The organism is Mesorhizobium robiniae (assembly GCF_040545535.1).
In the GTDB taxonomy this organism is placed as follows: Bacteria; Pseudomonadota; Alphaproteobacteria; order Rhizobiales; family Rhizobiaceae; genus Mesorhizobium; species Mesorhizobium robiniae.
Genome location: NZ_JBEPMC010000004.1, coordinates 26,556 through 46,682, shown reverse-complemented (window position 1 = coordinate 46,682; position 20,127 = coordinate 26,556). Strand labels below are relative to the sequence as shown.

General features: G+C 62.1%; 21 protein-coding genes. 5 read left to right on the top strand and 16 right to left on the bottom strand.

All coding sequences use genetic code 11. The annotated features are described in order from the left end of the window. Positions 1-39 precede the first annotated feature (39 nt). The 3 genes from ABID19_RS12095 to ABID19_RS12085 form a co-directional block, all read right to left on the bottom strand. Positions 40-636 carry a LysE family translocator gene (locus ABID19_RS12095; RefSeq protein ID WP_354490754.1) on the bottom strand — a complete coding sequence of 199 codons (597 nt, stop codon included), beginning with the start codon at positions 634-636 and terminating at the stop codon, positions 40-42. A gap of 150 nt (positions 637-786) precedes the next feature. Continuing rightward, positions 787-1,359: an acetolactate synthase small subunit gene (ilvN, locus tag ABID19_RS12090; RefSeq protein ID WP_095483396.1), complete on the bottom strand. Its 573-nt coding sequence runs from the start codon at positions 1,357-1,359 to the stop codon at positions 787-789. 84 nt (positions 1,360-1,443) lie between these two features. After that, the gene (locus ABID19_RS12085; protein ID WP_435528717.1) at positions 1,444-3,225 is read right to left on the bottom strand and encodes an acetolactate synthase 3 large subunit; all 1,782 of its coding nucleotides are present in this window, start codon (positions 3,223-3,225) and stop codon (positions 1,444-1,446) included. 489 nt (positions 3,226-3,714) lie between these two features. On the opposite strand from ABID19_RS12085, the gene ABID19_RS12080 reads away from it, so the two are divergent. Beyond that, positions 3,715-5,517 (top strand): NAD(P)/FAD-dependent oxidoreductase, encoded by a 1,803-nt coding sequence (locus tag ABID19_RS12080; protein ID WP_354490751.1) that lies wholly within the window; start codon positions 3,715-3,717, stop codon positions 5,515-5,517. A 45-nt stretch (positions 5,518-5,562) separates the two neighbouring features. Here ABID19_RS12080 and ABID19_RS12075 read toward each other — a convergent pair whose 3' ends face one another. The 4 genes from ABID19_RS12075 to ABID19_RS12060 form a co-directional block, all read right to left on the bottom strand. Beyond that, positions 5,563-6,087 (bottom strand): DUF1269 domain-containing protein, encoded by a 525-nt coding sequence (locus ABID19_RS12075; RefSeq protein ID WP_354490749.1) that lies wholly within the window; start codon positions 6,085-6,087, stop codon positions 5,563-5,565. Between the two features lie 268 nt (positions 6,088-6,355). Beyond that, on the bottom strand, positions 6,356-6,883 hold the full coding sequence (locus tag ABID19_RS12070; RefSeq protein WP_354490748.1) for a GNAT family N-acetyltransferase: 528 nt from the start codon (positions 6,881-6,883) through the stop codon (positions 6,356-6,358). A 49-nt stretch (positions 6,884-6,932) separates the two neighbouring features. Continuing rightward, positions 6,933-7,241: a hypothetical protein gene (locus ABID19_RS12065; RefSeq protein WP_354490746.1), complete on the bottom strand. Its 309-nt coding sequence runs from the start codon at positions 7,239-7,241 to the stop codon at positions 6,933-6,935. Between the two features lie 4 nt (positions 7,242-7,245). Next, the gene (locus ABID19_RS12060) at positions 7,246-7,812 is read right to left on the bottom strand and encodes a helix-turn-helix domain-containing protein (RefSeq protein ID WP_354490744.1); all 567 of its coding nucleotides are present in this window, start codon (positions 7,810-7,812) and stop codon (positions 7,246-7,248) included. Between the two features lie 154 nt (positions 7,813-7,966). Between ABID19_RS12060 and ABID19_RS12055 the strand changes: the two genes are divergently transcribed. After that, positions 7,967-9,805, top strand: coding sequence for an ATP-binding protein (locus ABID19_RS12055; RefSeq protein ID WP_354490742.1), 1,839 nt, complete (start codon positions 7,967-7,969; stop codon positions 9,803-9,805). Between the two features lie 75 nt (positions 9,806-9,880). Here ABID19_RS12055 and ABID19_RS12050 read toward each other — a convergent pair whose 3' ends face one another. Beyond that, complete coding sequence (locus ABID19_RS12050) at positions 9,881-10,672, bottom strand: GGDEF domain-containing protein (RefSeq protein ID WP_354490740.1); 792 nt, start codon at positions 10,670-10,672, stop codon at positions 9,881-9,883. A 104-nt stretch (positions 10,673-10,776) separates the two neighbouring features. Next, positions 10,777-11,745 (bottom strand): tRNA (adenosine(37)-N6)-dimethylallyltransferase MiaA, encoded by a 969-nt coding sequence (gene miaA, locus ABID19_RS12045; protein WP_354491583.1) that lies wholly within the window; start codon positions 11,743-11,745, stop codon positions 10,777-10,779. Between miaA and serB the strand changes: the two genes are divergently transcribed. Next, positions 11,735-12,637, top strand: coding sequence for a phosphoserine phosphatase SerB (gene serB, locus ABID19_RS12040; protein ID WP_354490738.1), 903 nt, complete (start codon positions 11,735-11,737; stop codon positions 12,635-12,637). The two genes, miaA and serB, sit on opposite strands and share 11 nt — an antisense overlap. Then, on the top strand, positions 12,634-13,206 hold the full coding sequence (locus ABID19_RS12035) for a GNAT family N-acetyltransferase (protein ID WP_354490736.1): 573 nt from the start codon (positions 12,634-12,636) through the stop codon (positions 13,204-13,206). Before serB ends, ABID19_RS12035 begins: the two co-directional genes overlap by 4 nt. A gap of 45 nt (positions 13,207-13,251) precedes the next feature. Here ABID19_RS12035 and ABID19_RS12030 read toward each other — a convergent pair whose 3' ends face one another. From ABID19_RS12030 to ABID19_RS12005, 6 genes are all read right to left on the bottom strand, one after another. Continuing rightward, on the bottom strand, positions 13,252-14,766 hold the full coding sequence (locus ABID19_RS12030; RefSeq protein ID WP_354490734.1) for a DegQ family serine endoprotease: 1,515 nt from the start codon (positions 14,764-14,766) through the stop codon (positions 13,252-13,254). Between the two features lie 149 nt (positions 14,767-14,915). Further along, positions 14,916-15,104 carry a DUF2065 domain-containing protein gene (locus ABID19_RS12025; protein WP_352932178.1) on the bottom strand — a complete coding sequence of 63 codons (189 nt, stop codon included), beginning with the start codon at positions 15,102-15,104 and terminating at the stop codon, positions 14,916-14,918. A gap of 6 nt (positions 15,105-15,110) precedes the next feature. After that, positions 15,111-16,055, bottom strand: coding sequence for a protease modulator HflC (gene hflC / locus ABID19_RS12020; RefSeq protein WP_354490732.1), 945 nt, complete (start codon positions 16,053-16,055; stop codon positions 15,111-15,113). Next, positions 16,055-17,158, bottom strand: a complete 1,104-nt coding sequence (hflK, locus tag ABID19_RS12015) for an FtsH protease activity modulator HflK (protein ID WP_354490730.1) — start codon at positions 17,156-17,158, stop codon at positions 16,055-16,057. Before hflK ends, hflC begins: the two co-directional genes overlap by 1 nt. 143 nt (positions 17,159-17,301) lie before the next feature. After that, positions 17,302-17,820, bottom strand: a complete 519-nt coding sequence (locus ABID19_RS12010) for a dihydrofolate reductase (RefSeq protein WP_354490728.1) — start codon at positions 17,818-17,820, stop codon at positions 17,302-17,304. Further along, complete coding sequence (locus ABID19_RS12005; protein WP_354490726.1) at positions 17,820-18,833, bottom strand: DUF4424 domain-containing protein; 1,014 nt, start codon at positions 18,831-18,833, stop codon at positions 17,820-17,822. The genes ABID19_RS12010 and ABID19_RS12005 overlap by 1 nt, the downstream gene beginning before the upstream one ends. A gap of 129 nt (positions 18,834-18,962) precedes the next feature. Here ABID19_RS12005 and cobF point away from each other — a divergent pair, with 129 nt between their 5' ends. After that, on the top strand, positions 18,963-19,739 hold the full coding sequence (gene cobF, locus ABID19_RS12000; protein ID WP_354490724.1) for a precorrin-6A synthase (deacetylating): 777 nt from the start codon (positions 18,963-18,965) through the stop codon (positions 19,737-19,739). Between the two features lie 35 nt (positions 19,740-19,774). On the opposite strand, the gene ABID19_RS11995 is transcribed toward cobF, so the two are convergent. Further along, positions 19,775-20,116, bottom strand: coding sequence for a winged helix-turn-helix domain-containing protein (locus ABID19_RS11995; protein WP_352932193.1), 342 nt, complete (start codon positions 20,114-20,116; stop codon positions 19,775-19,777). Between the last annotated feature and the right edge of the window lie 11 nt (positions 20,117-20,127).

Below are 20,127 nucleotides of genomic sequence, written 5' to 3'. Positions count from 1 at the left end.
TTACGAAGATTTAATGTGCAGTGCACAATAAAACGACAGCTACCGCAGCATCGGCCACAGCGTAGCAACTAGCAGCACGCCCATGGCGATGTTGAACCATTTCAGCCGCACCGGATCCGATAGAAAACCGCGCAGCGCCGTGCCGAAACCTGCCCACACCGAAACGCTCGGCAGGTTGACGATGGTGAAGGCTATCGAGATCAACGCCACCGACAAGAACGGGTGCTCCGGATTGGCGTAGACGGCCATGGCGGTGATCGCCATGACCCAAGCCTTGGGATTGACCCACTGGAACGCTGCCGCATCGATGAAACGCATCGGTCGCGCCTTGGCCTCGCCCTTGCCGCTGAGCGAACGCGACATGGCGATCTTCCAGGCGAGGTAAAGCAAATACGCGCCGCCCGCGATCTTCAACCCGGTGTGCAGCACCGGAAATGCCGTCAACACGGCGCCGAGACCGAAGCCGACGGCCAGCAACAACACGAGGAAGCCAATGCTGATGCCCAGCATGTGCGGAATGGTTTTGGTGAAACCGAAATTCACCCCGGAAGCCAAAAGCATGAAGTTGTTCGGACCAGGCGTGATCGAAGTCACGAAGGCATAGACCAGCAGGGCAAGGAATGCGTCGAGGGTCATGGCTTCCTCCCAGGCAGGTCAGCAATATTGTCCTTTTACCTCAGACGCACAAAGGCCCACCTCACGGCGGCAGCCGGGCCAGAAGATCAGGATCAAGGCGACGGAATAACTACAGTCGGCGCCGAAGCACTGGACCCAAGCGCAGGACGATCACATCCCTTGCGGACCGCGGTTCAGCGCCGCCACGCCGGTGCGGCAAATTTCGACCAGGCCGAGCGGCTTCATGATGGCGATGAACTGGTCGATCTTGGAGCCCTTGCCGGTGATCTCGAAGATGAAATGCTCGGTGTTGGCGTCGATGACGCTGGCGCGGAAGGCATCGGCCAGCCTCAGCGCCTCGACGCGGGCCTCACCCGTGCCGGCCACTTTCACCAGCGCGAGTTCGCGTTCAAGCGGCCGGTCCTGGCCGAGCTCGTGCGAGCGCACGGTGAGATCGACGACACGGTGCACCGGAACGATGCGCTCGAGCTGGTGTTTGATCTGCTCCAACACATGCGGCGTGCCGCGCGTCACGATGGTGATGCGCGACAGGTGCTTCTCATGTTCGGTTTCGGAAACCGTCAGGCTCTCGATGTTGTAGCCGCGTCCGGAAAACAGGCCGATAACCCGGGCAAGCACGCCCGGCTCATTGTCGACCAGCACGGAGAGCGTGTGGGTCTCCGGCTTTTCCGTTTCCTTGGCGATGAAGTAAGCGGAACCGGTCGGTTGAAGCTGTGCGTTCATGACATGAATCTCGATTTCAAACTTTTGAGCTAATTATCTGTTTCCGCACGGCTTCTCTAGACAAGCCCTGCCTCGGCTTGCGCGCTACACCAGTTCCCTGCCTTTGGCGTCGATGGCATTGGCCACCGCTTCGTCGGTCGCCTCGTCCGGCAAGAGCATCTCGTTGTGCGCCTTGCCTGACGGGATCATCGGGAAGCAGTTGGCAAGTGTGGCCACGCGGCAGTCGAAGATCACCGGCTTCTTCACCGAAATCATCTCCTTGATCGCGTCGTCCAGCTCGTCCGGCTTCTCGCAGCGAATGCCGTGGCCGCCATAGGCTTCGGCAAGCTTGACGAAATCCGGCATCGCTTCCGTGTAGGAATGCGACAGCCGGTTGCCGTGCAGAAGCTGCTGCCACTGCCGCACCATGCCCATGTACTGGTTGTTGAGGATGAAGATCTTGATCGGTGCGTCGTGCTGCACCGCCGCGCTCATCTCCTGCATCGTCATCTGCACCGAGGCATCGCCGGCAATGTCGATGACCAGCGCATCCGGGTGCGCGATTTGCACACCGAGCGCCGCCGGCAGGCCGTAGCCCATCGTGCCGAGCCCACCCGATGTCATCCAGCGGTTCGGCTTCTCGAAATGATAGTGCTGCGCCGCCCACATCTGGTGCTGGCCGACCTCGGTGGTGATGTAGGTGTCCATGTCCTTGGTCAGCGCGTAAAGCCGCTGGACGGCGTATTGCGGCATGATCACGTCGTGGTTCATCCTGTAGGCGAGCGAATCCCGCGCCCGCCATTTCGCGATCTGCTCCCACCACGGGTGAAGCGCCTTCTTGTCGGCCTTGGCGGTCGCCCGCCACAGCCGCACGAGATCCTCCAGCACCCGGCCGACATCGCCGATGATGGGCACGTCGGTGTGGACGTTCTTGTTGATCGACGACGGATCGATGTCGATGTGGATCTTCTTCGAGTTCGGCGAGAACGCCGTGAGCCGGCCAGTGATGCGGTCGTCGAAGCGCGCGCCGATGCAGACCATGACGTCGCAATCATGCATCGCCATATTGGCTTCGTAGGTGCCATGCATGCCGAGCATGCCCAGCCAGTTCTTGCCCGACGCCGGATAGGCGCCAAGACCCATCAGCGTCGAGGTGATCGGAAAGCCGGTGAGGTCGACCAGTTCGCGCAGCAGATGACTGGCTTCCGGGCCGGAATTGATCACACCGCCGCCGGTATAGAGGATCGGCTTTTTGGCGGCCGCCATCAGTTCGACCGCCGCCTTGATCTTTTCCAGGTCGCCCTGGACCTTAGGTTGATAGCTCGTGCGCGGCGCCGTCTGCGGCGGCACATAGATGCCCTTGGCGAACTGCACATCCTTCGGGATGTCGACGACGACCGGACCGGGACGTCCTGTCGTCGCGACATGAAACGCCTCGTGGATGATTGCCGCGAGCTCGTTGACGTCCTTCACCAGCCAATTGTGCTTGGTGCAGGGCCGCGTGATGCCGATCGTGTCGCACTCCTGGAAGGCATCCGAGCCGATCAGCGAGGTCGGCACCTGACCGGTCAGGCAGACCAGCGGGATCGAATCCATCAGCGCATCCTGCAGCGGCGTCACTGCATTGGTGGCGCCCGGCCCCGAGGTCACCAGCATGACGCCGGCCTTGCCGGTCGAGCGCGCATAGCCCTCCGCCGCATGACCCGCGCCTTGCTCGTGACGGACGAGGATGTGCTCGACATCGTCCTGTTGAAAGATTTCGTCATAGATCGGGAGAACCGCGCCGCCCGGATAGCCGAAAACATGCTTGACGCCATTGTCCTTCAGCGCCTGCACCACCATTTCGGCGCCGGTCATTTCGCGCCGTTCGTTCTGTCCACTGCTCATCGGTCTGGTCCCGTACTGTCCGCCATCGGCGATTGCTGGTCGTTTAGTCGTGTTTTGGGCAATAAAAAAGGCCCCCGAGGGAGCCTGTGTCTTGCGCATGGGAGGTTTTCGCCCGGCGGTTACACCGCCTTGCCCACGCGCTTTCCTACGAGAATGAGTGCCTTTTTCATGGTGGCGGACAATAGAATTGGTTTTGCGCCGCTGTCAACGGCCAATGTGCACGAGACCAAAAGGGTTGAACCCGTTGGCCGTATCCGACGGGCCGGTCGATCACCATCGCATTGAGTCAGCTGTTTCCGCCACAAGACACCGTTCCGATACGACCGCCGGCAGGACCAGAGTCCATGATCGTCCCGATAAGCCATTGAAACCACGCCAAACTATTTGACGACGTGACGTGGCGCATAGTTTGCCGCGATACTCGGCCAGCCGGGCTGGGAGGGTCCGGCAAAGCCACTATGACGACCAGGACTTCACGGGAGGAAATTGATGCTCGACAAGGCCCCAACCAAGAAACTCTCCGACCTGCTCGACCAATTCGGCGCAGCGCTTGCCGCCGGTGATATCGACAAGGCGGTCGGGTGCTTTCAGGAAGACTGCTACTGGCGCGACCTGGTGACCTTCACCTGGAACATCAAGACCATGGAAGGTCGCGACCAGGTGCGCGACATGCTGATGAGCCAGTTGGCGAAGACAAAGCCTTCAAACTGGGCAATCGCCAAGGGCGAAGACGCCAGCGAGAGCGATGGGCTGCTCGAAGGCTGGATCAGCTTCGAAACGGAGGTGGCGCGCGGCTTCGGCCATATCAGGCTGAAGAACGGCAAGATCTGGACGCTGCTCACCACCATGGTCGAGCTGAAGGGTTACGAAGAACCCGCCGGTTTCGCCCGGCCGATGGGCGCCAAGCACGGGCACGGAAAAAACCGGCCGACCTGGAAGGAGGAGCGCGAAAAGGAGGCCGCCGAACTCGGCTTCAAGACGCAGCCCCACACGCTCATCATCGGCGGCGGCCAAGGCGGCATCGCGTTAGGCGCTCGGCTGAGGCAGCTCGGCGTGCCGACCATCATCGTCGAGAAGAACGAGCGCGCCGGCGATTCATGGCGCAAGCGCTACAAGTCGCTCTGCCTGCACGACCCGGTCTGGTACGATCATCTGCCCTATATCGATTTTCCGAAGAACTGGCCGGTCTTCTCGCCCAAGGACAAGATCGGCGATTGGCTGGAAATGTACACCAAGGTCATGGAGCTGAACTATTGGTCCTCCACGGAGGCAAAGAGCGCCACCTATGACGACGAGAAGAAGGAATGGACGGTCGTCGTCTATCGCGACGGCAAAGATATCACGTTGAAGCCGAAGCAGCTGGTGCTGGCGACGGGACAGTCAGGCAAGGCCAACATGCCGAAATTCAAGGGCATGGACAACTTCAAGGGTGATCAGCACCATTCTTCCAAGCACCCCGGCCCCGATGCCTATGCGGGCAAGCGCGCCGTCGTCATCGGCTCGAACAACTCAGCCCATGACATCGCCGCAGCCCTTTGGGAGGCCGGCGCCGATGTCACCATGGTGCAGCGCTCGACCACCCATATCTCCAGATCCGACACGCTGATGGAAATCGGACTGGGTTCGCTCTACTCGGAGAAAGCCGTGCAAGGCGGGATGACCACGGCCAAGGCCGACCTCATCTTTGCGTCCCTGCCCTACAAGATCCTGCATGAATTCCAGATCCCGGCCTACGCCGAGATGAAGAAGCGAGACGCCAAATTCTACGAGGGGCTGGAAAAGGCAGGATTCATGCTCGACTGGGGCGATGACGATTCCGGCCTGTTCATGAAATATCTCAGGCGCGGCTCAGGCTACTACATCGATGTCGGCGCTTCCGACCTCATCATCGACGGCTCGATCAAGCTGAAAAGCGGCGTCGAGGTCAAGGAGGTCCAGGAGCATTCGGTCCTGCTTAGTGACGGATCGGACCTGCCGGCCGACCTCATCGTCTACGCCACCGGCTATGGCTCGATGAACGGCTGGGCGGCCGACCTGATATCCAGGGACGTTGCCGATAAGGTCGGGAAATGCTGGGGTCTCGGCTCCAACACTACCAAGGATCCCGGCCCCTGGGAGGGCGAATTGCGCAATATGTGGAAGCCGACGCAACAGGAAGCGCTATGGTTCCACGGCGGCAATCTGCACCAGTCACGCCACTATTCGCAGTTCCTGTCGCTGCAGCTGAAGGCCCGGCACGAGGGCATCGCAACGCCGGTCTATGGGCTGCAGCAGGTCCATCACAAGGGATAGCAGCGCGATAGTACGGAAGCGAGGTGCGGCGAATGCCGCGCCTAATCAGGCGGCAGGAGAGTCGGGTGCGGATACCGGCTGGTTCTGCGTGGCTGCCAGCGCGTCGCGCAGGGCCTGCTCCTTGGTGTGGTCGAGTGAGGTTTTCAGCACGATGCCGCCCGATCCTTTCAGATCCTCGAGCACCTTGTCGGCTGTCATCTTGCGGACCAGCACGAACAGTGCCGCGTTGCCGGGCTGCAGGCTTGACCCGAGTTCCTTCATGAACTTGTCGTTGATGCCGAAATCGCTCAGCGCGCCGCCAAGTGCGCCCGAGGCCGCGCCAACCGCCGCCCCTACGACCGGCATAAGGAAGATCATTCCGACGAGGAGCCCCCAGAAGCTGCCGGAGACCGCTCCAGCGGTGGTTGGGTTGAAGAGTTGATTGAGCTTGACGTCGCCGCTCTCCTGCTTCACCGCGATCACCGCATCGCTGAGTTCGATCAGGTATTCCTTCTGCAATTCGAACAGCCGCTTGCGCACCTTTTCCGCCTTGGCTTCGGTCGAATAGACGATGGCGATCAAATCGGACATGGAATAGCTCCCTGTTGGCTTGCAAATGCTCGGCAGTTTTGTTGCATCCTACGAAATCTTCGTGACAGGTATTGTTTGTGCTTCGCGTCCCTCAACCGGCGATGCGCGCACGGCGCATCTTCGGACGGCCGTAGGGCGACACCGGGAAAGGCCGAAAGATACTCGAAGCAGCACTTAACTGTCTATCTGCCCGGCCATGCTATTCGAGATACTTACCCGTGCGATTATCTGTAGAAAAATCAAACGGGGCCTTGCGACAGCCGAGCCGTCACCGGGTCTGGCCGATGCGCTTCCAGTAGATAAGCGTACCGGTCAGTCCCCCATGCGGCTTCAATGCATAGTCCGGTATCTCGCCGGCCAGCGTGAATCCCAGTCTCTCATAGAGGCCGGAAGCGCCGTCCTCGGCCGCCGTGTCCAGCACCAGCAGCGTGCGGCCTTTCTCGACAGCGAGGCTTTCGGCCGCTTGCATCAGGCGAGTCGCCACCCCTTGGCCGCGACGAGCGACGCGGGTCATCAGCTTGGCGATCTCGGCCCGGTGCGGCTGGTTGGGGGGACAGTCGAGCAGCAAGGTGACGGTGCCGACTAGAACCTCATCGTCCCAGGCGCCCAGCACCGCTCGTTCGCGTCTTGCCGCCGCCACAAGCGATTTGGTCCAGAAGGCGCCTGCCGCTTCCGGCGACAGCGGATGCATAAAGCTGACCGATCCACCGGCCGCGACCGTCTGGATCAGCATATCGACCAGCATTGCTTGGGCTCCCGCAGCTTGGCTCAGGGCCTTGATTTCGATGGAGCTCATGCGTGGGATGTCCTTTGACCGCTATGAAACGATCGACGTGTTCCAGCCGTCAATCAAGACCACTGACTCGGCGTCGCTTTCGTACTGCCTTGATCGCGGCAATGCGATCGGTGTCCTTTGGCTGCAGATGCAGCCCGCGTTCCAGGATTTCGAGCGTATATTCCTCATAGGTCAGGCCCAGCCGCTCGGCCTTCTCCATTCGCATCAGCATCACGTCGCGGCTCGGCGCCTTCCACGCCTTGGCATGCGCAGCCTGCCAGGCAAGGAAGATGTAAGGGTCGCCCTTGCCCCACGGCGGGCCATCATAATCGTCGAGAGGCGGCCCGCCATTATCGGTGCGTTTTGGACGGCGCGCCATTGCCTCAGCCCCTTGCCAACGCGACCAGATAGTCGGCGGCGTACGGTCCAGGAGCATGGAAGGTGCAATCCGTCGGCGCGCCAAGCGCAAGGCAGTCACCCGGTTCGAGACCGTGCACGATATCGCCCTCGGTGAATTCCAGTCGTCCGGAAATCAGCCATATCTGTTGTCTGATGAAGGCATAGGACGCCGCCGGAAAGCTTACCTTGGCCCCCGCCGGCAATGTGACCCGGATCAGTTCGAGCGGCATGTCCGAGACCGGCGAAAGATGCCGCCTGATATAGCCGGTGGCGGGATCGCGCCAGACCGGCTGATCGCCTTCGCGAAGCAGCCCGCCGCCTTGCAGCTCCGCCCGCGCGATAAGGGTGGAAAGCGTCATGCCGAAGGCCGCCGCGATGCGCACCAGAAGTGTGGCGGTCGGGCTCGTCTTGCCGCGCTCTATCGTGCTGAGCATGGCTTTCGACACGCCGGAGCGGTCCGCGAGCTCCGCCAGCGACCAGTCCCTCAATGCTCTTTCGGAGCGTATTCTCCTGCCGATGCTTGAGGAGAGATCGTTCGCAATATCAGTCATTCATCCGGTATATCGAAATTCTGCTTTGGAGCAAGGGGGCGATCGGTTCAATTTTCGCGAATGGCTTAACACCCGCTACACCATTCGACCTCACCCCGCCTTAACCCCGCCGATGTAACGTCGATCTCCTGGGGAAATGGGAAACAGCCTGCTCATGTTTGTCGAACGCCAAGCCTCCATCGGAGAACCGACAACGCAGGAGCGCCGAACAGCCGAGCAGAACGACAAGCGCATTCTGGGCAATGTCGTCCAGTGCGACGGCGCGCGCGCCACCATCAGCGCCTATGCCGAGGATGCCGAAGGCACGGTCACCGGCCAATGGACCGTCGGCAAGATGATTTCCATCAACCTCGGCACCACGCGAACCGTCGGCCTGGTCTACGGGATCGGCAAGTCGGATCGCGCCTGGAGCAATGAGGGCCAGAACCCGATCGAGGTCAGCATCGAACTCATCGGCGAGGTGCGCGACGGCGTCGGGCCCGGCGCCAAGCCGGTTTTCGACCGCGGCATCACCTGCTATCCACATATCGGCGCCATCGCCCATCGCATCCGCAGCCGCGACCTGCAGGCGGTCTACGACCTTGCCGGGCGCCACTCGATCACCATCGGCACGCTGTCGCAGGACGAGACGATCGACGCCAACATCGCCATCGACGACACGCTGGCGCGCCACTTCGCCATTGTCGGCACCACCGGCGTCGGCAAGTCCACCGCCGTCTCGCTGCTTTTGCGCAAGTCGATCGCCGCCCGGCCCGACCTGCGCGTCCTCATCCTCGATCCGCACAACGAGTTCGCTGCCTCCTTGCCCGAACACTGCGTCAGGATCGATTCGACGACGCTGGACCTACCCTTCTGGATGTTCAAGCTCGAGGAATTTGCCGAAGTCCTGTTTCGTGGGCGTGAGACCGTGCCGGAGGAAGTCGATGTCTTGCGCGATCTCATCCCCGCCGCCAAAAGCCTGTACCGCAACCCGAACTCGGGCACCTCTCTCAGGCGTGGCACCGACGCGCTGACCGCGGACACGCCGGTGCCTTACCGCATTGCCGACCTCCTCAAGCAGATCGACGAGCGCATGGGGTTGCTGGAAAGCAGGAACGACCGTCCCACTCTCAGATCGCTGAGGACGCGCATCGAATCGGCGGCTGCGGATCCGCGCTACCGCTTCATGTTCGGTTCGCGCCTGATCGAGGACACCATCCACGAGACGATCGGCAACATTTTTCGCGTGCCGCATCACGGCCGCCCGGTGACCTGCTTCGAGATGGCCGGCATGCCGTCGGAAGTGGTCAATTCGGTCTGCTCGGTGCTGGCGCGCCTGGCCTTCGACCTTGCGCTGTGGAGCGAAGGCCGGCTGCGGCTATTGTTCTTGTGCGAGGAAGCCCACCGCTACATGCCGGCCGATCCGCGCCTTGGTTTCGCGCCGACCCGGCACGCGCTGTCGCGCATCGCCAAGGAAGGCCGCAAATATGGCTGCTATCTCGGCGTCGTCACCCAGCGCCCGGGCGAGCTCGATCCCACCATCCTGTCGCAGTGCTCGACCTTTTTTGCCATGCGGCTTGCCAACGAGCAGGACCAGGCGATCATCCGCTCGGCGATCGCCGATTCCTCGGCCTCGACGCTGGCGTTCCTGTCCTCCATGGGCCAGCGCGAAGCCATCGCCTTCGGCGAAGGGGTGGCAACGACCATGCGGCTGAAATTCGAAAAGTTGTCCGAGGATCTGATCCCCGGCACGGCCAAGCGTGAGGAAGCCGTGCTGTCCGATGTCGGCAACGATGTCGACCTGGTGGCGATCGTCGAAAGGCTGCGCAACGTGCCGAAACCGCAGCAGGCGATGGCTTTCGCCGAAGTCGTGGAACCCAGCCGGCAGGCCGGCGATCCCAACTATCGCAAGCCACCTGCCCCGACTGTCGCACGCGTCCAGCTGGACGACGATTTCGACATGCGCTATGGCCTGAAACCGGCAACCTTCGGCCTGCGCCCGCAGAACGATTGAGCCGGCGCCACTACGTCCTTCCGCCGGACAGATTTTACGTCAGACGGCCAGCATCACGAATTTAGTGACGGGATTTCAGGCGCAGACGCGGTTTCGGCCTTGCCTCTTCGCCTCATAGAGCTGGCGATCGGCGCGGCGATAGAACTCTTCGGCGGTTTCCTTGCGGTCCCAGACGGCAAGGCCCACGCTGGTGGTGATCTTCAGGCGGACATTGCCTGACAATATCGACATGTTGGCGATCGCCTTGCGAATGCGCTCGGCGAATTTGGCCAGAAGTTCGGCGTCCATATTGGGCGTGACCACCGCAAATTCCTCGCCACCCAGCCGAGCCACCACATCGTGATAGCGCGTCATGTCCTTGAGACAGCTGGCGACCGCCCGCAAGACCTCGTCGCCGACATCATGACCATGGGTGTCGTTAACCTGCTTGAAATGGTCGAGATCAAGGATCATCAGCCCGACCGGCTTTTCGATGCGGCCGAATTCCTCGAGATATTCCTTCAGTGCATCGTCGAAATAGCGCCGATTCTGCATGCCGGTCAGGCTGTCGGTCAGTGCCGCATGCTCCAGCGTTTCCGAACGGGCGCTGAGCGAAACCGTCATGGCGCGCAACTTGCCTTCTTCCGTAGCCTGCCTGCGGATCAGCGGATAGATAAAGAAAATGCCGAAGAACAGCGCAGTCGCCAATAGAACGCCGGTCACAAACAACAGCTTGTTGAGATAGACGATCTTCTCAATCCCGGAAGGCGTATCGATCTCGGCCGCGAAGGCCTGCAGAAGCCCATAGGCGTGAAGCGTCACCAGGCCGGCGGCCAGGATTACGAAGATGAAGACGAAAAAGGCTGATTCCGCCTTGTGAAAACGCATCTGCTCCCCGTTGGAAAATTCCCACAGACCTTATGGCACGGACGACCTTACGGAGGGTTAATTAGGACAACTTCGACGGGAAGTCTCCCCTCCAGATCAACTTTTCAGGTTGCACCGGAAAACGGATCCGAGATCGTGGATTCCACACGATCACCGGGGCGCTGTCTCACCCATTCCGGCCCCAATTGATGCCTGAACCAGGTCGCCTGGCGCTTGGCATATTGTCGCGTCGCAATCTTTGCGCGCTCGATCGCTTCGGGAAAGCTCAGCTCCCCGGCCATTGCGGCCTGGAGCTCGCGAACGCCGATCGCTTTCATCGCCGGCAAATCGGGATCAAGACCAAGACTGGTGAGTTGCTTGACCTCATCGAGCGCACCCTTCTCCAGCATGCGGTCGAACCGCGCCCCGATCCGCTCCACCAGCGCCGCCCGATCCGGTTCGATCACCAAGAAGCGTGCGCTGTCCCTGTCGATCAGCGATCGGCCTCTCGCCGCCTGCCATTTGAGAATGGAACGGCCCGATGCGTCGAGCACCTCCAGCGCCCGCACGATGCGCTGGCCGTCGGTCGGCTTCAGCATCATCCCGGCCGCGGAATCCTCGCGCATCAAGATGCGGTGCAGCTTGGCTGCGCCCTGCTCCTGGAGTTCGTAGCGCCAGCGGTCGCGGACCTGCTGCGGAATGTCGGGCATTTCCGAAATGCCTTCCACAAGCGCCCGGAAATAAAGCCCGGTGCCGCCGACGAAAATCACCGGCCGTTCGAAGAACGTGCCCTCGTCGATCAGCTTCGTCACGTCGCGCAGCCAGGCGCCGGTGGAATATGCGGTGGAGGGATGGACATGCCCATAGAGATAATGCGGGACGCGGGCGAGCTCGGCAGCGGTCGGCCGCGCCGTCAGCACGTCGAGTACCGAGTAGCCTTGCATGGAATCGGTGTTGACGATGACGCCGCCCTTGCGCTCGGCGAGATCGAGCGCAAGGGCGGACTTGCCGCTGGCAGTTGGCCCGGCTATCAGGATCGCGTTCTTAACGCGGCCTTCGTCCGCCTGCCCGCCGGAATTTTCGATGCCGCTGATCGCCACGCCCTTGATCGCCACGCTTGTGTCCCATCCCGCCGGCCGCGCATTGTCGCCGGCGCTTGCGAATATGGCGTCAGGGTCGGTCGGCGCAAGCACTGTTCGCTGGCTGGCCGATGGCATCGCTTGCGAATTCGCTTTGCCCGATGGGGCCGAAGCCGCTGAAGCGACCGCCAGCCTGCGCGCCGTGCTCGCTGCCGAGCCGGTCGATGTGATCGTTCAGCAGGCCGAGGGACGGCGAAAGAAAATCCTCATCGCCGATATGGATTCGACTGTCATCGACCAGGAATGCATCGACGAGCTTGCCGACGAGATCGGGGTCAAGGATCGCGTCGCCGCCATCACGGCGCGATCGATGAACGGCGAGATCGCTTTCGAGCCGGCCTTGCGTGAGCGAGTGGCGCTGCTGAAAGGCCTCGACGCTGCGGTGGTCGACCGCATCATCGCCAACCGCCTGACGCTGGCCTCCGGTAGCCGCGCGCTTGTCCAGACCATGCGGGCTAACGGTGCATGGACTGCACTGGTGTCGGGCGGCTTCAACGTCTTCACCTCACGCATTGCCGCCATGCTCGGCTTTCAGGAGAACCGCGCCAACAGCCTGCTCGAGCTGAATGGCCGCTTCACCGGGCTGGTGGCCGAGCCGATCCTGGGGCGCGCCGCGAAAGCCGAAGCGCTACTCGAGATTTCGGCCCGCCTCGGGCTGACGACCGCGGACGCCATTGCCGTCGGCGATGGCGCCAACGACCTCGACATGATCCGCCTTGCCGGCACCGGTGTGGCGCTTCATGCCAAACCGGTTGTGGCAGCGGAGGCAAAATTCCGCATCGACCACGGCGACCTGACCGCGCTTCTCTATCTGCAAGGTTACCGGCAGGAGGAATTTGCAGCGTGACGCCGATCCGCACCGAGCGCCTGATCCTGCGCAACTGGGAGGACCGCGACCGCGAGCTCTTCCACCGGATCAATTCCGACGAACGCGTCATGGAGTTCTTTCCATTTCGCCGCGACCGCGCTGCCGCGGACGCCAAAATGGACGAGTTCCGCGCCTGGATTGCCGAGGATGGCTATGGCTTCGCTGCCGCCGAGATAATTGAAACGCGCCAATGCATCGGCTTCGTCGGCCTCCTCGACACCGACCATTTGCCCTTCCTGCCGGCCGGCACAGTCGAGATCGGCTGGCGGCTGGCGCCCGAATTCTGGGGCCATGGCTACGTCACCGAGGCGGCCGAAGCCTGGCTCGCCTATGGGTTCGAAACGCTTGGCCTCGATGAAATCGTGTCCTTCGCCGTTAGGGATAACAGCCGGTCCACCGCCGTCATGCAGCGCCTGGGCATGATCGCCGACCCGGCCAGCGATTTCGACCATCCCGGCATTCCGGACAGCCATGCCAGGCTGAAGCGGCATGTGTTCTACAGGCTCTCGCGCAGGGATTGGCCGGCAAGAAAAAGGGCGGCTCGCTAGCCGCCCTTTTCCCTTAAAATCAAAGCTCTGCAGGCCTTACCGGACTCAATCCATCCGGATCGTCACAAACCGCAATTCGCCGGACTTCGATGCCAGCATCAGCAGCGCGTTCTTGCGACCCTGCTCCTTCAATGCAGCAATCCGGTCCATGACATCCTTGGGTGTGGCGACCGATTCCTGGGCGATCTCGGTGATCACCTCGCCGGCCTGGATGCCGCGTTCGGCAGCGGCCGAATCCTTGCTGACTTCGGTGATGACCACGCCGGAGACTTCGGCGGCGATGCCGAATTTCGTCCGCGTCTCGTCGTTGAGCTCGCCAATGGTCATGCCGAGCACGGCGGCCGTCGCAACGGCAGGCGCCTTGTCGCCATTGTCCTGATCGGCGTTGCCGTCCTCGCTGCTGGCAAGCTTTTCGCCATCTTCGAGCCGGCCGAGCGTCACCTTTACGGTCTGCTCGACCCCCTTGCGCACGATGACCACGTCGACAGCCTTGCCGACCGAGCTTTCCGCGACGACGCGCGGCAGGTCGCGCATTTCATTGACGTCCCTGCCGTCGAACTTGATGATGACGTCGCCCGCCAGGATGGTGCCGTTGTCGACCGGCCCTCCCTTGATGACGCCAGCGACCAGCGCGCCCTTGGCGGTCGCCATGCCGAGGCTTTCGGCAATATCTTCCGTCACCGGTTGAATGCGCACGCCGAGCCAGCCGCGCCGCGTCTCGCCGAACTGGCGGAGCTGGTCGACGACGCCCAACGCCAGCTGCGAGGGAATCGAAAAGCCGATGCCGATCGAGCCGCCGGACGGCGAGATGATCGCCGTGTTGATACCGATCACCTCGCCGGCGCTGTTGAACAGCGGTCCGCCGGAATTGCCGCGGTTGATCGCGGCATCGGTCTGGATGAAATCGTCATAGGGACCGGAATTGATATCACGGTTGCGGGCCGACACGATGCCCACAGTCACGGTGCCGCCGAGGCCGAACGGATTGCCGATCGCCATCACCCAGTCACCGACACGCATCTTGCTGGAATCGCCGAATTTCACCGCGGTCAGTTTGTGCCCTTTCGGGTCGACCTTCAGCACCGCAACGTCGGTCTTGGTGTCAGTGCCGACCAGTGTCGCCTTCAGCGTCACGCCGTCGGAAAAATTCACTTCGATATCGTCGGCATCGGCGATCACGTGGTTATTCGTCACCACGATGCCCTGCTCGGCATCGACCACGAAGCCGGAGCCCAGCGATTGCACCTTTTGCGAGCGATCGCCCTGTTCGCCGGGACGGTTCTTGAAGAAGTCGTCGAAGAAATCCTGAAAGGGCGAGCCCTCCGGAAGCTGCGGCATCGGCACAGCACCAGGCCCCTCGGTGCCCTTAACCCTCTGCGAGGTCGATATGTTGACCACGGCACCCAGCAGGCCCTGCGCGAGATCGGCGACCGAGGCCGGGCCATCCGCAGCGATTGTCGGCGTCACCAGCGACGGCACGGTAAAGGCGCCGATAAGAAGTGCTGCTGCACCCGAAGTGAACGTCCGCCTCGCCGCGCGCAAAAAGCTGTTGGATGTCATCGAGAAGTCTCCCGGTGTCTCTGAAAAGAAAAGCGCCTCGCCGAAAACGCAGCGTCGAGCCATGTTGGCAAGAAATACGGCACGTTTGCGGCTATGGCTATCGGCATAGGATAAATCCTGCGTTATCCCGAAATCATAGACCGATCACGTTATCCGCCGCGCACCAGCCAGACGAGGCCGACGCCAACGGCGATTGCGACCAGCCCGGCGATCCGCAGCGCATTCTCCGGCGTTGTCAGAACTTCGCTGGCAAGTTTCTTGGCAAGGTTGGGAAAGCCGCCATAGACCAGGCCCTCTACGACGAGAACCAGGCCTATTGCTGCCAGAAAATCCTGCACCGGCCGTTACTGGCCGGTGCCTGGCTGCGCTGCCGGTGCAGCAGGTGCTGCGGGCGGCGCTGCCGGCGTATCCCCGCCGGCGGGATTGCGGAAGAAACGGAAGAATTCCGAATTCGGCGACAGCACCATCGTCGTTCCGGTGCTGTTCAGCGCCGTGCCGTAGGCATTCATCGATCGGTAAAAATCAAAGAAGGCCGGATCGCGCTGGTAGGCGTTCGCGAAGGTGGCGCTGCGTTGAGCTTCGCCTTCACCACGCAGGATTTCAGACTCCCTCCGTGCCTCGGCGACGATCTCCACCACTTCGCGGTCGGCGCGAGCCCTGATGCGCTGCGCCGCCTCGTTGCCGCGCGCCCTCAGCCGCTCGGCTTCGGCCAGACGCTCAGCCTTCATGCGGTCGTATGTCTGTTGCGAGACTTCCGCCGTCAAATCGGTACGGCGAATGCGGACATCCTCGATCTGCAGGCCGAGCGATGTAGCGTCGGGCCTCAGCTGATCGCGCACTTCACGCATCATCACGGCTCGCTCTTCCGAGAGCGCTGCCTCGAAGTCGCGCAGACCGTAGACACGGCGCAAGGCGGCGTCGAGACGCGTCCTCAACCGTGCCTCGGCCAGCTCGATCTGACCGGACACCGCGGAGCGGAACACGCGCGGATCCGAGATCCGATAGGCGATGAAGGCGTCCACCTCATAGAACTTGCCGCCCGAAACCTGGACGCGGATGTTGTCGAGGTCGAAGCGCAGCACCCTGTTTTCGATCAACTGCACGCTATCGGCATCGAAGAAGGCGAACGGCGCCTTGAAATAGATACCCGGCTGGCTCTTGACGTCGACGATCTCGCCGAACCTAAGCACCAGCGCCTGCTGGCGAGCATTGACGACGAAGACGGACGAATAGAGCAGGAACAGGAGAACCGCGGCGATGACGGCAATGATGGGAAGACGGTTGGCCATCACTGGTTTCCTCCGAGGACCGGCGCTGGCGCCTTTTGCTGCAATGCCGGCAGCGGCAAATAGGGAACGATCCCTTGCCCGTTGCCTTGCTCGACAATGACCTTGTTGGAATCCTTCAGAACCCTCTCCATCGTTTCCAGATAAAGCCGCTGGCGCGTCACGTCAGGCGCCTTGGCGTATTCGTCATAGACCGAGATGAAGCGCTGCGCCTCGCCTTCGGCCTCCTGCACGACCCGGTTCTTATAGCCGGCCGCCTCCTCGCGGATCTGTGCGGCCTCGCCGCGCGCCTGGCCGAGTTTCTGGTTGGAATACTGGTTGGCCTGCTCGACGAACTTGTCCTCGTCCTGCTCGGCCCGCTGCACTTCATCGAAGGCGTCGGCCACTTCGCGCGGCGGCGCGGCATCCTCGATCGAAATCGCGTTGACGTTCAGGCCGGCCTTATAGCCGTCCAGCGTCGTCTGGATGATTTCGCGCACGGAAGCCGCAATGCCCTCGCGATCATCGCGGAAGATGTCCTGCGCCGGCCGACGGCCGACGGCTTCGCGCATGGCGCTTTCGGCGACCTGCCGCAGCATGCCGTCGGGATCGGACACATCGAACAGATAGGCCCTCGGATCGGACACCTGATAGGCGACAGAGAACTGGACATTGACGATGTTCTGGTCACCAGAAAGCATCAGGCCTGAGCCGTTGCCGGAGGTCGTGCCGCCGCCGATATCGACGAGTTGCTCGGCGATGACGGCGGTTTCGACCGTTTCGATGGGCCACCAATGGAAATGCAGGCCGGGCTGCGAGAGCTCCGCCTTTGGCACGCCGAATCTGAGTTCGACCGCAACCTCGTCCGGCTGCACGGTATAGACGGCTTTGAACGCCCACAGCACGACGAGCGCTGCCGCGATCAGCCCGAACACGGCTGGGCTGGCGCCACCGCCTCCCGGCAAAGCACGCCGCAATCTGTCCTGGCCGCGCCGGATGATGTCTTCGAGATCGGGAGGCGAGCCCTGCGGACCGCTGGGTCCCTTCGGTCCCTGCCCCCAGGGTCCTGGATTGTTGCCGCCGCCCCACGGGCCGCCGCCTCCGCCGCTTTTGTCATTCCAGGGCATGAATGTCCTTTCGCTCCCTCACGCGCCGGCCTGACGACGCAAAATCCAGTATCGTCCTTCTATAGGGACGCGACAGCACGCTTTCAACGCGATCGGTTGTCGTCGCCGTCCGTTTTGGACCGTCGCGACCCTTTTATCGTCCTTCAATGCACGTCGCGGCGCCGCTCGTAAACCGAATAGCGTGTCGCATGGCTGTCCTTTTCACCGGCAGGAACGTCCTGCGAGCGGACGATGCGCCACGAATCCGGATCGATCCGCGGGAAATGCGCGTCGCCGTCGACCGCGGCAAGGATATGGGTGACATGCAAGCGGTCGGCCAGCGGCAGCGCTTGGGCATAAATCTCGCCGCCGCCGATAACGCAGATTTCGTCGGCGCCGGCCATGCAGCGCCCGCGCACCTTCGCCAGACTGATCGCCTCGTCGAGCGAATGCACGACTTCGACGCCCTCGGCGCGCCAGGCCTTGTCGCGGGTCACCACGACGTTGAGCCTTCCAGGCAGAGGCCGGCCGATGCCTTCATAGGTCTTGCGACCCATGACGATAGGTTTGCCCATCGTGTCGGCCTTGAACCGCTTGAGATCGCTGGAAAGCCGCCACGGCAACCCGCCATCGCGCCCGATCACGCCGTTTTCGGCGATGGCGACATAGATCGCGACATCCATCAGCCGCCGCTCCCATCGCCACCGGTAGGCACCAGCAGCAAAATGTCGATGTCGCGCTCGGGATAGAAATTTTCTGCCGTCATCTCGAAACGCGTCGGCCCGACTTTCCTGACGTTTTCGCCACAGAACGAGACCAGGTTCTTCGGATCGCCCTTGTCGACGGTCAGCTTGAACTTGCCGATCGTGCCCGTCGCCCAGTTGCCGCCAGTGGTCAAGATATAGGCGATGCGGTTTTCGAAATGTTTCGGAGTACCATCGGGATTGCCCTTCGCTGCCTTGCGGATCGCATTCTCGAACGTCTGGTCCATGCAGTAGCGGGTCTTGTAGGCGGCATATTGGCCCTGGAACTGGCCGTCATAGAAGAAGCTGACCGAGGACGTGCCGCCGACGCTCGGCTTGTAGCGATGAGCGACCCGGACTGCCTTGTTGGCGGGAAAGGTCGAGCGCCACCAATAGGTCGAGCGCAATTGCCAGAACGGCACATAGACGGTCTTCATGCCCGAACCATCGTCGGCGGTGTCCTCGATGATGAGGCCACGATCGACCCAGTCGTCGGCAACCGCTTGCGGCAGCTTTGCCAATGCCGCCTTGGCCGCGTCGCCGAACGGGTAAAACGGCACGTTCTGCGCCTTCAAATCGGCGCCGATGTCGATGCCGAGCGCAAACGCCTTCTGCTCGAGCTGCGGCTTTGCCGCCACGCCGTCGATCGTCACCTCGAAGCCGAGGAAATTGTCGCTCTGGCCGTCGGGGATCGCCGGCATCTCGTTGGGGTCGCCTTCGATGTCGGGCATCGGAAAAGCGACGATCGCGTCGACGTCCTTGTCGGTGTTGTTGCGGAAGACATAGTCGACCGTCACCTTTTCCGGCGAGATGTAGAGATCCTCGCTCTCCATAGCGACGGCGTCGCTGCGCGACAGAATCAGGCCGCCCGTTCCCAATTCGGCGATCGAATCATTGGCGAATGCGGGCGTGGCCGGGAGCGCCAGCGCTGCGGTCAGGAGATAACGGAACATGGAAGCTCCCTTGGCGAAATACCGGCATGACTCTAGCCGTTTCGATGTCGCGCTTCAAAGCCCTTCCGCGCTTGCGCACAGCCATGGCTTGTCTGGACACCGACGTTCGGATCGGGCAGGAGTTCGCCTATGCGCAAGCTTCTTGTTATCGGCATCGGCGCCGGCAATCCCGACCATATGACCGTGCAGGCCATCGACGGCTTGAACCGCGCCGAGGTGCTGTTCATTCCCGACAAGGGCGCGAAGAAGAACGATCTCGCAGAACTGCGCCGCCAGATCTGCGACCGATTCGTCACCAACCCAAACTCGCGTCGCGTCGAGTTCGACGTGCCGGTGCGGGCCGAGCCGGCGCCTTCCTATCGTTCGACCGTCGACGACTGGCACGAGGCGATCGCTGCGATCTATGAGGGCCTGATCCGCGATGAGCTTTCGCAAAATGGCTGCGGCGCCTTCCTGATCTGGGGCGATCCCTCGCTCTACGACAGCGCGCTGCGCATCCTCGAGCGCGTGCGCCTCAGGGGCAATGTCGAATTCGCTTTGGACGTCATTCCCGGCATCACTGCTGTTCAGGCGCTCGCCGCCAGCCACAGAACCGCGCTGAATCGCATCGGCGATGCGGTTCAGATCACTACTGGCCGCCGGCTCACCGAGGAAGGTTTGCCCGATAATGCCGGTAGCACCGTCGTCATGCTGGACGGCAAATGCGCCTTCAACACGCTGGACGACAAGAACCTCGTCATCCACTGGGGAGCCTATCTCGGCACATCCGACGAGATCCTCATTTCCGGCCGCCTCGGCGACGTCGGCGACGAAATCGCAAAGACACGCGAGGAAGCCCGCCGGAAAAAGGGCTGGATCATGGATACGTATCTGCTGCGCAAGCCCGGCGAGCCGGAGGAGGAATAAGGGGTTACGCTCGGCCGGTACAAATTCCACCGACCTCACCCAGCGTCGATTTCCGCCTGTAATGCCTCCATATGCGTTTCCGCCGCCGAAGCCGCAGCCCGTTCGATGGCGCGAAAGCGGCTGACCACCGCAAGCCCCACCGAGGTCAACTGGGCGCCGCCGCCCTTTTTCCCGCCGGTCTGCGCCGCGACCAGCGGCTTGCCGAACACCCTGTTCATGTCCTCGACCAGATCCCAGGCGTGCTTGTAGGACATTTCCATACCGCGCGCCGCCGCCGAGATCGAACCGAAGGCGGCTATCTGCTCCAGAAGCTCGATTTTGCCCGGCCCGATGCGGCCGTCTGGATCGAGGTTTATCCGCAAGCTCAGCGACGGCATTCCACTCCTCC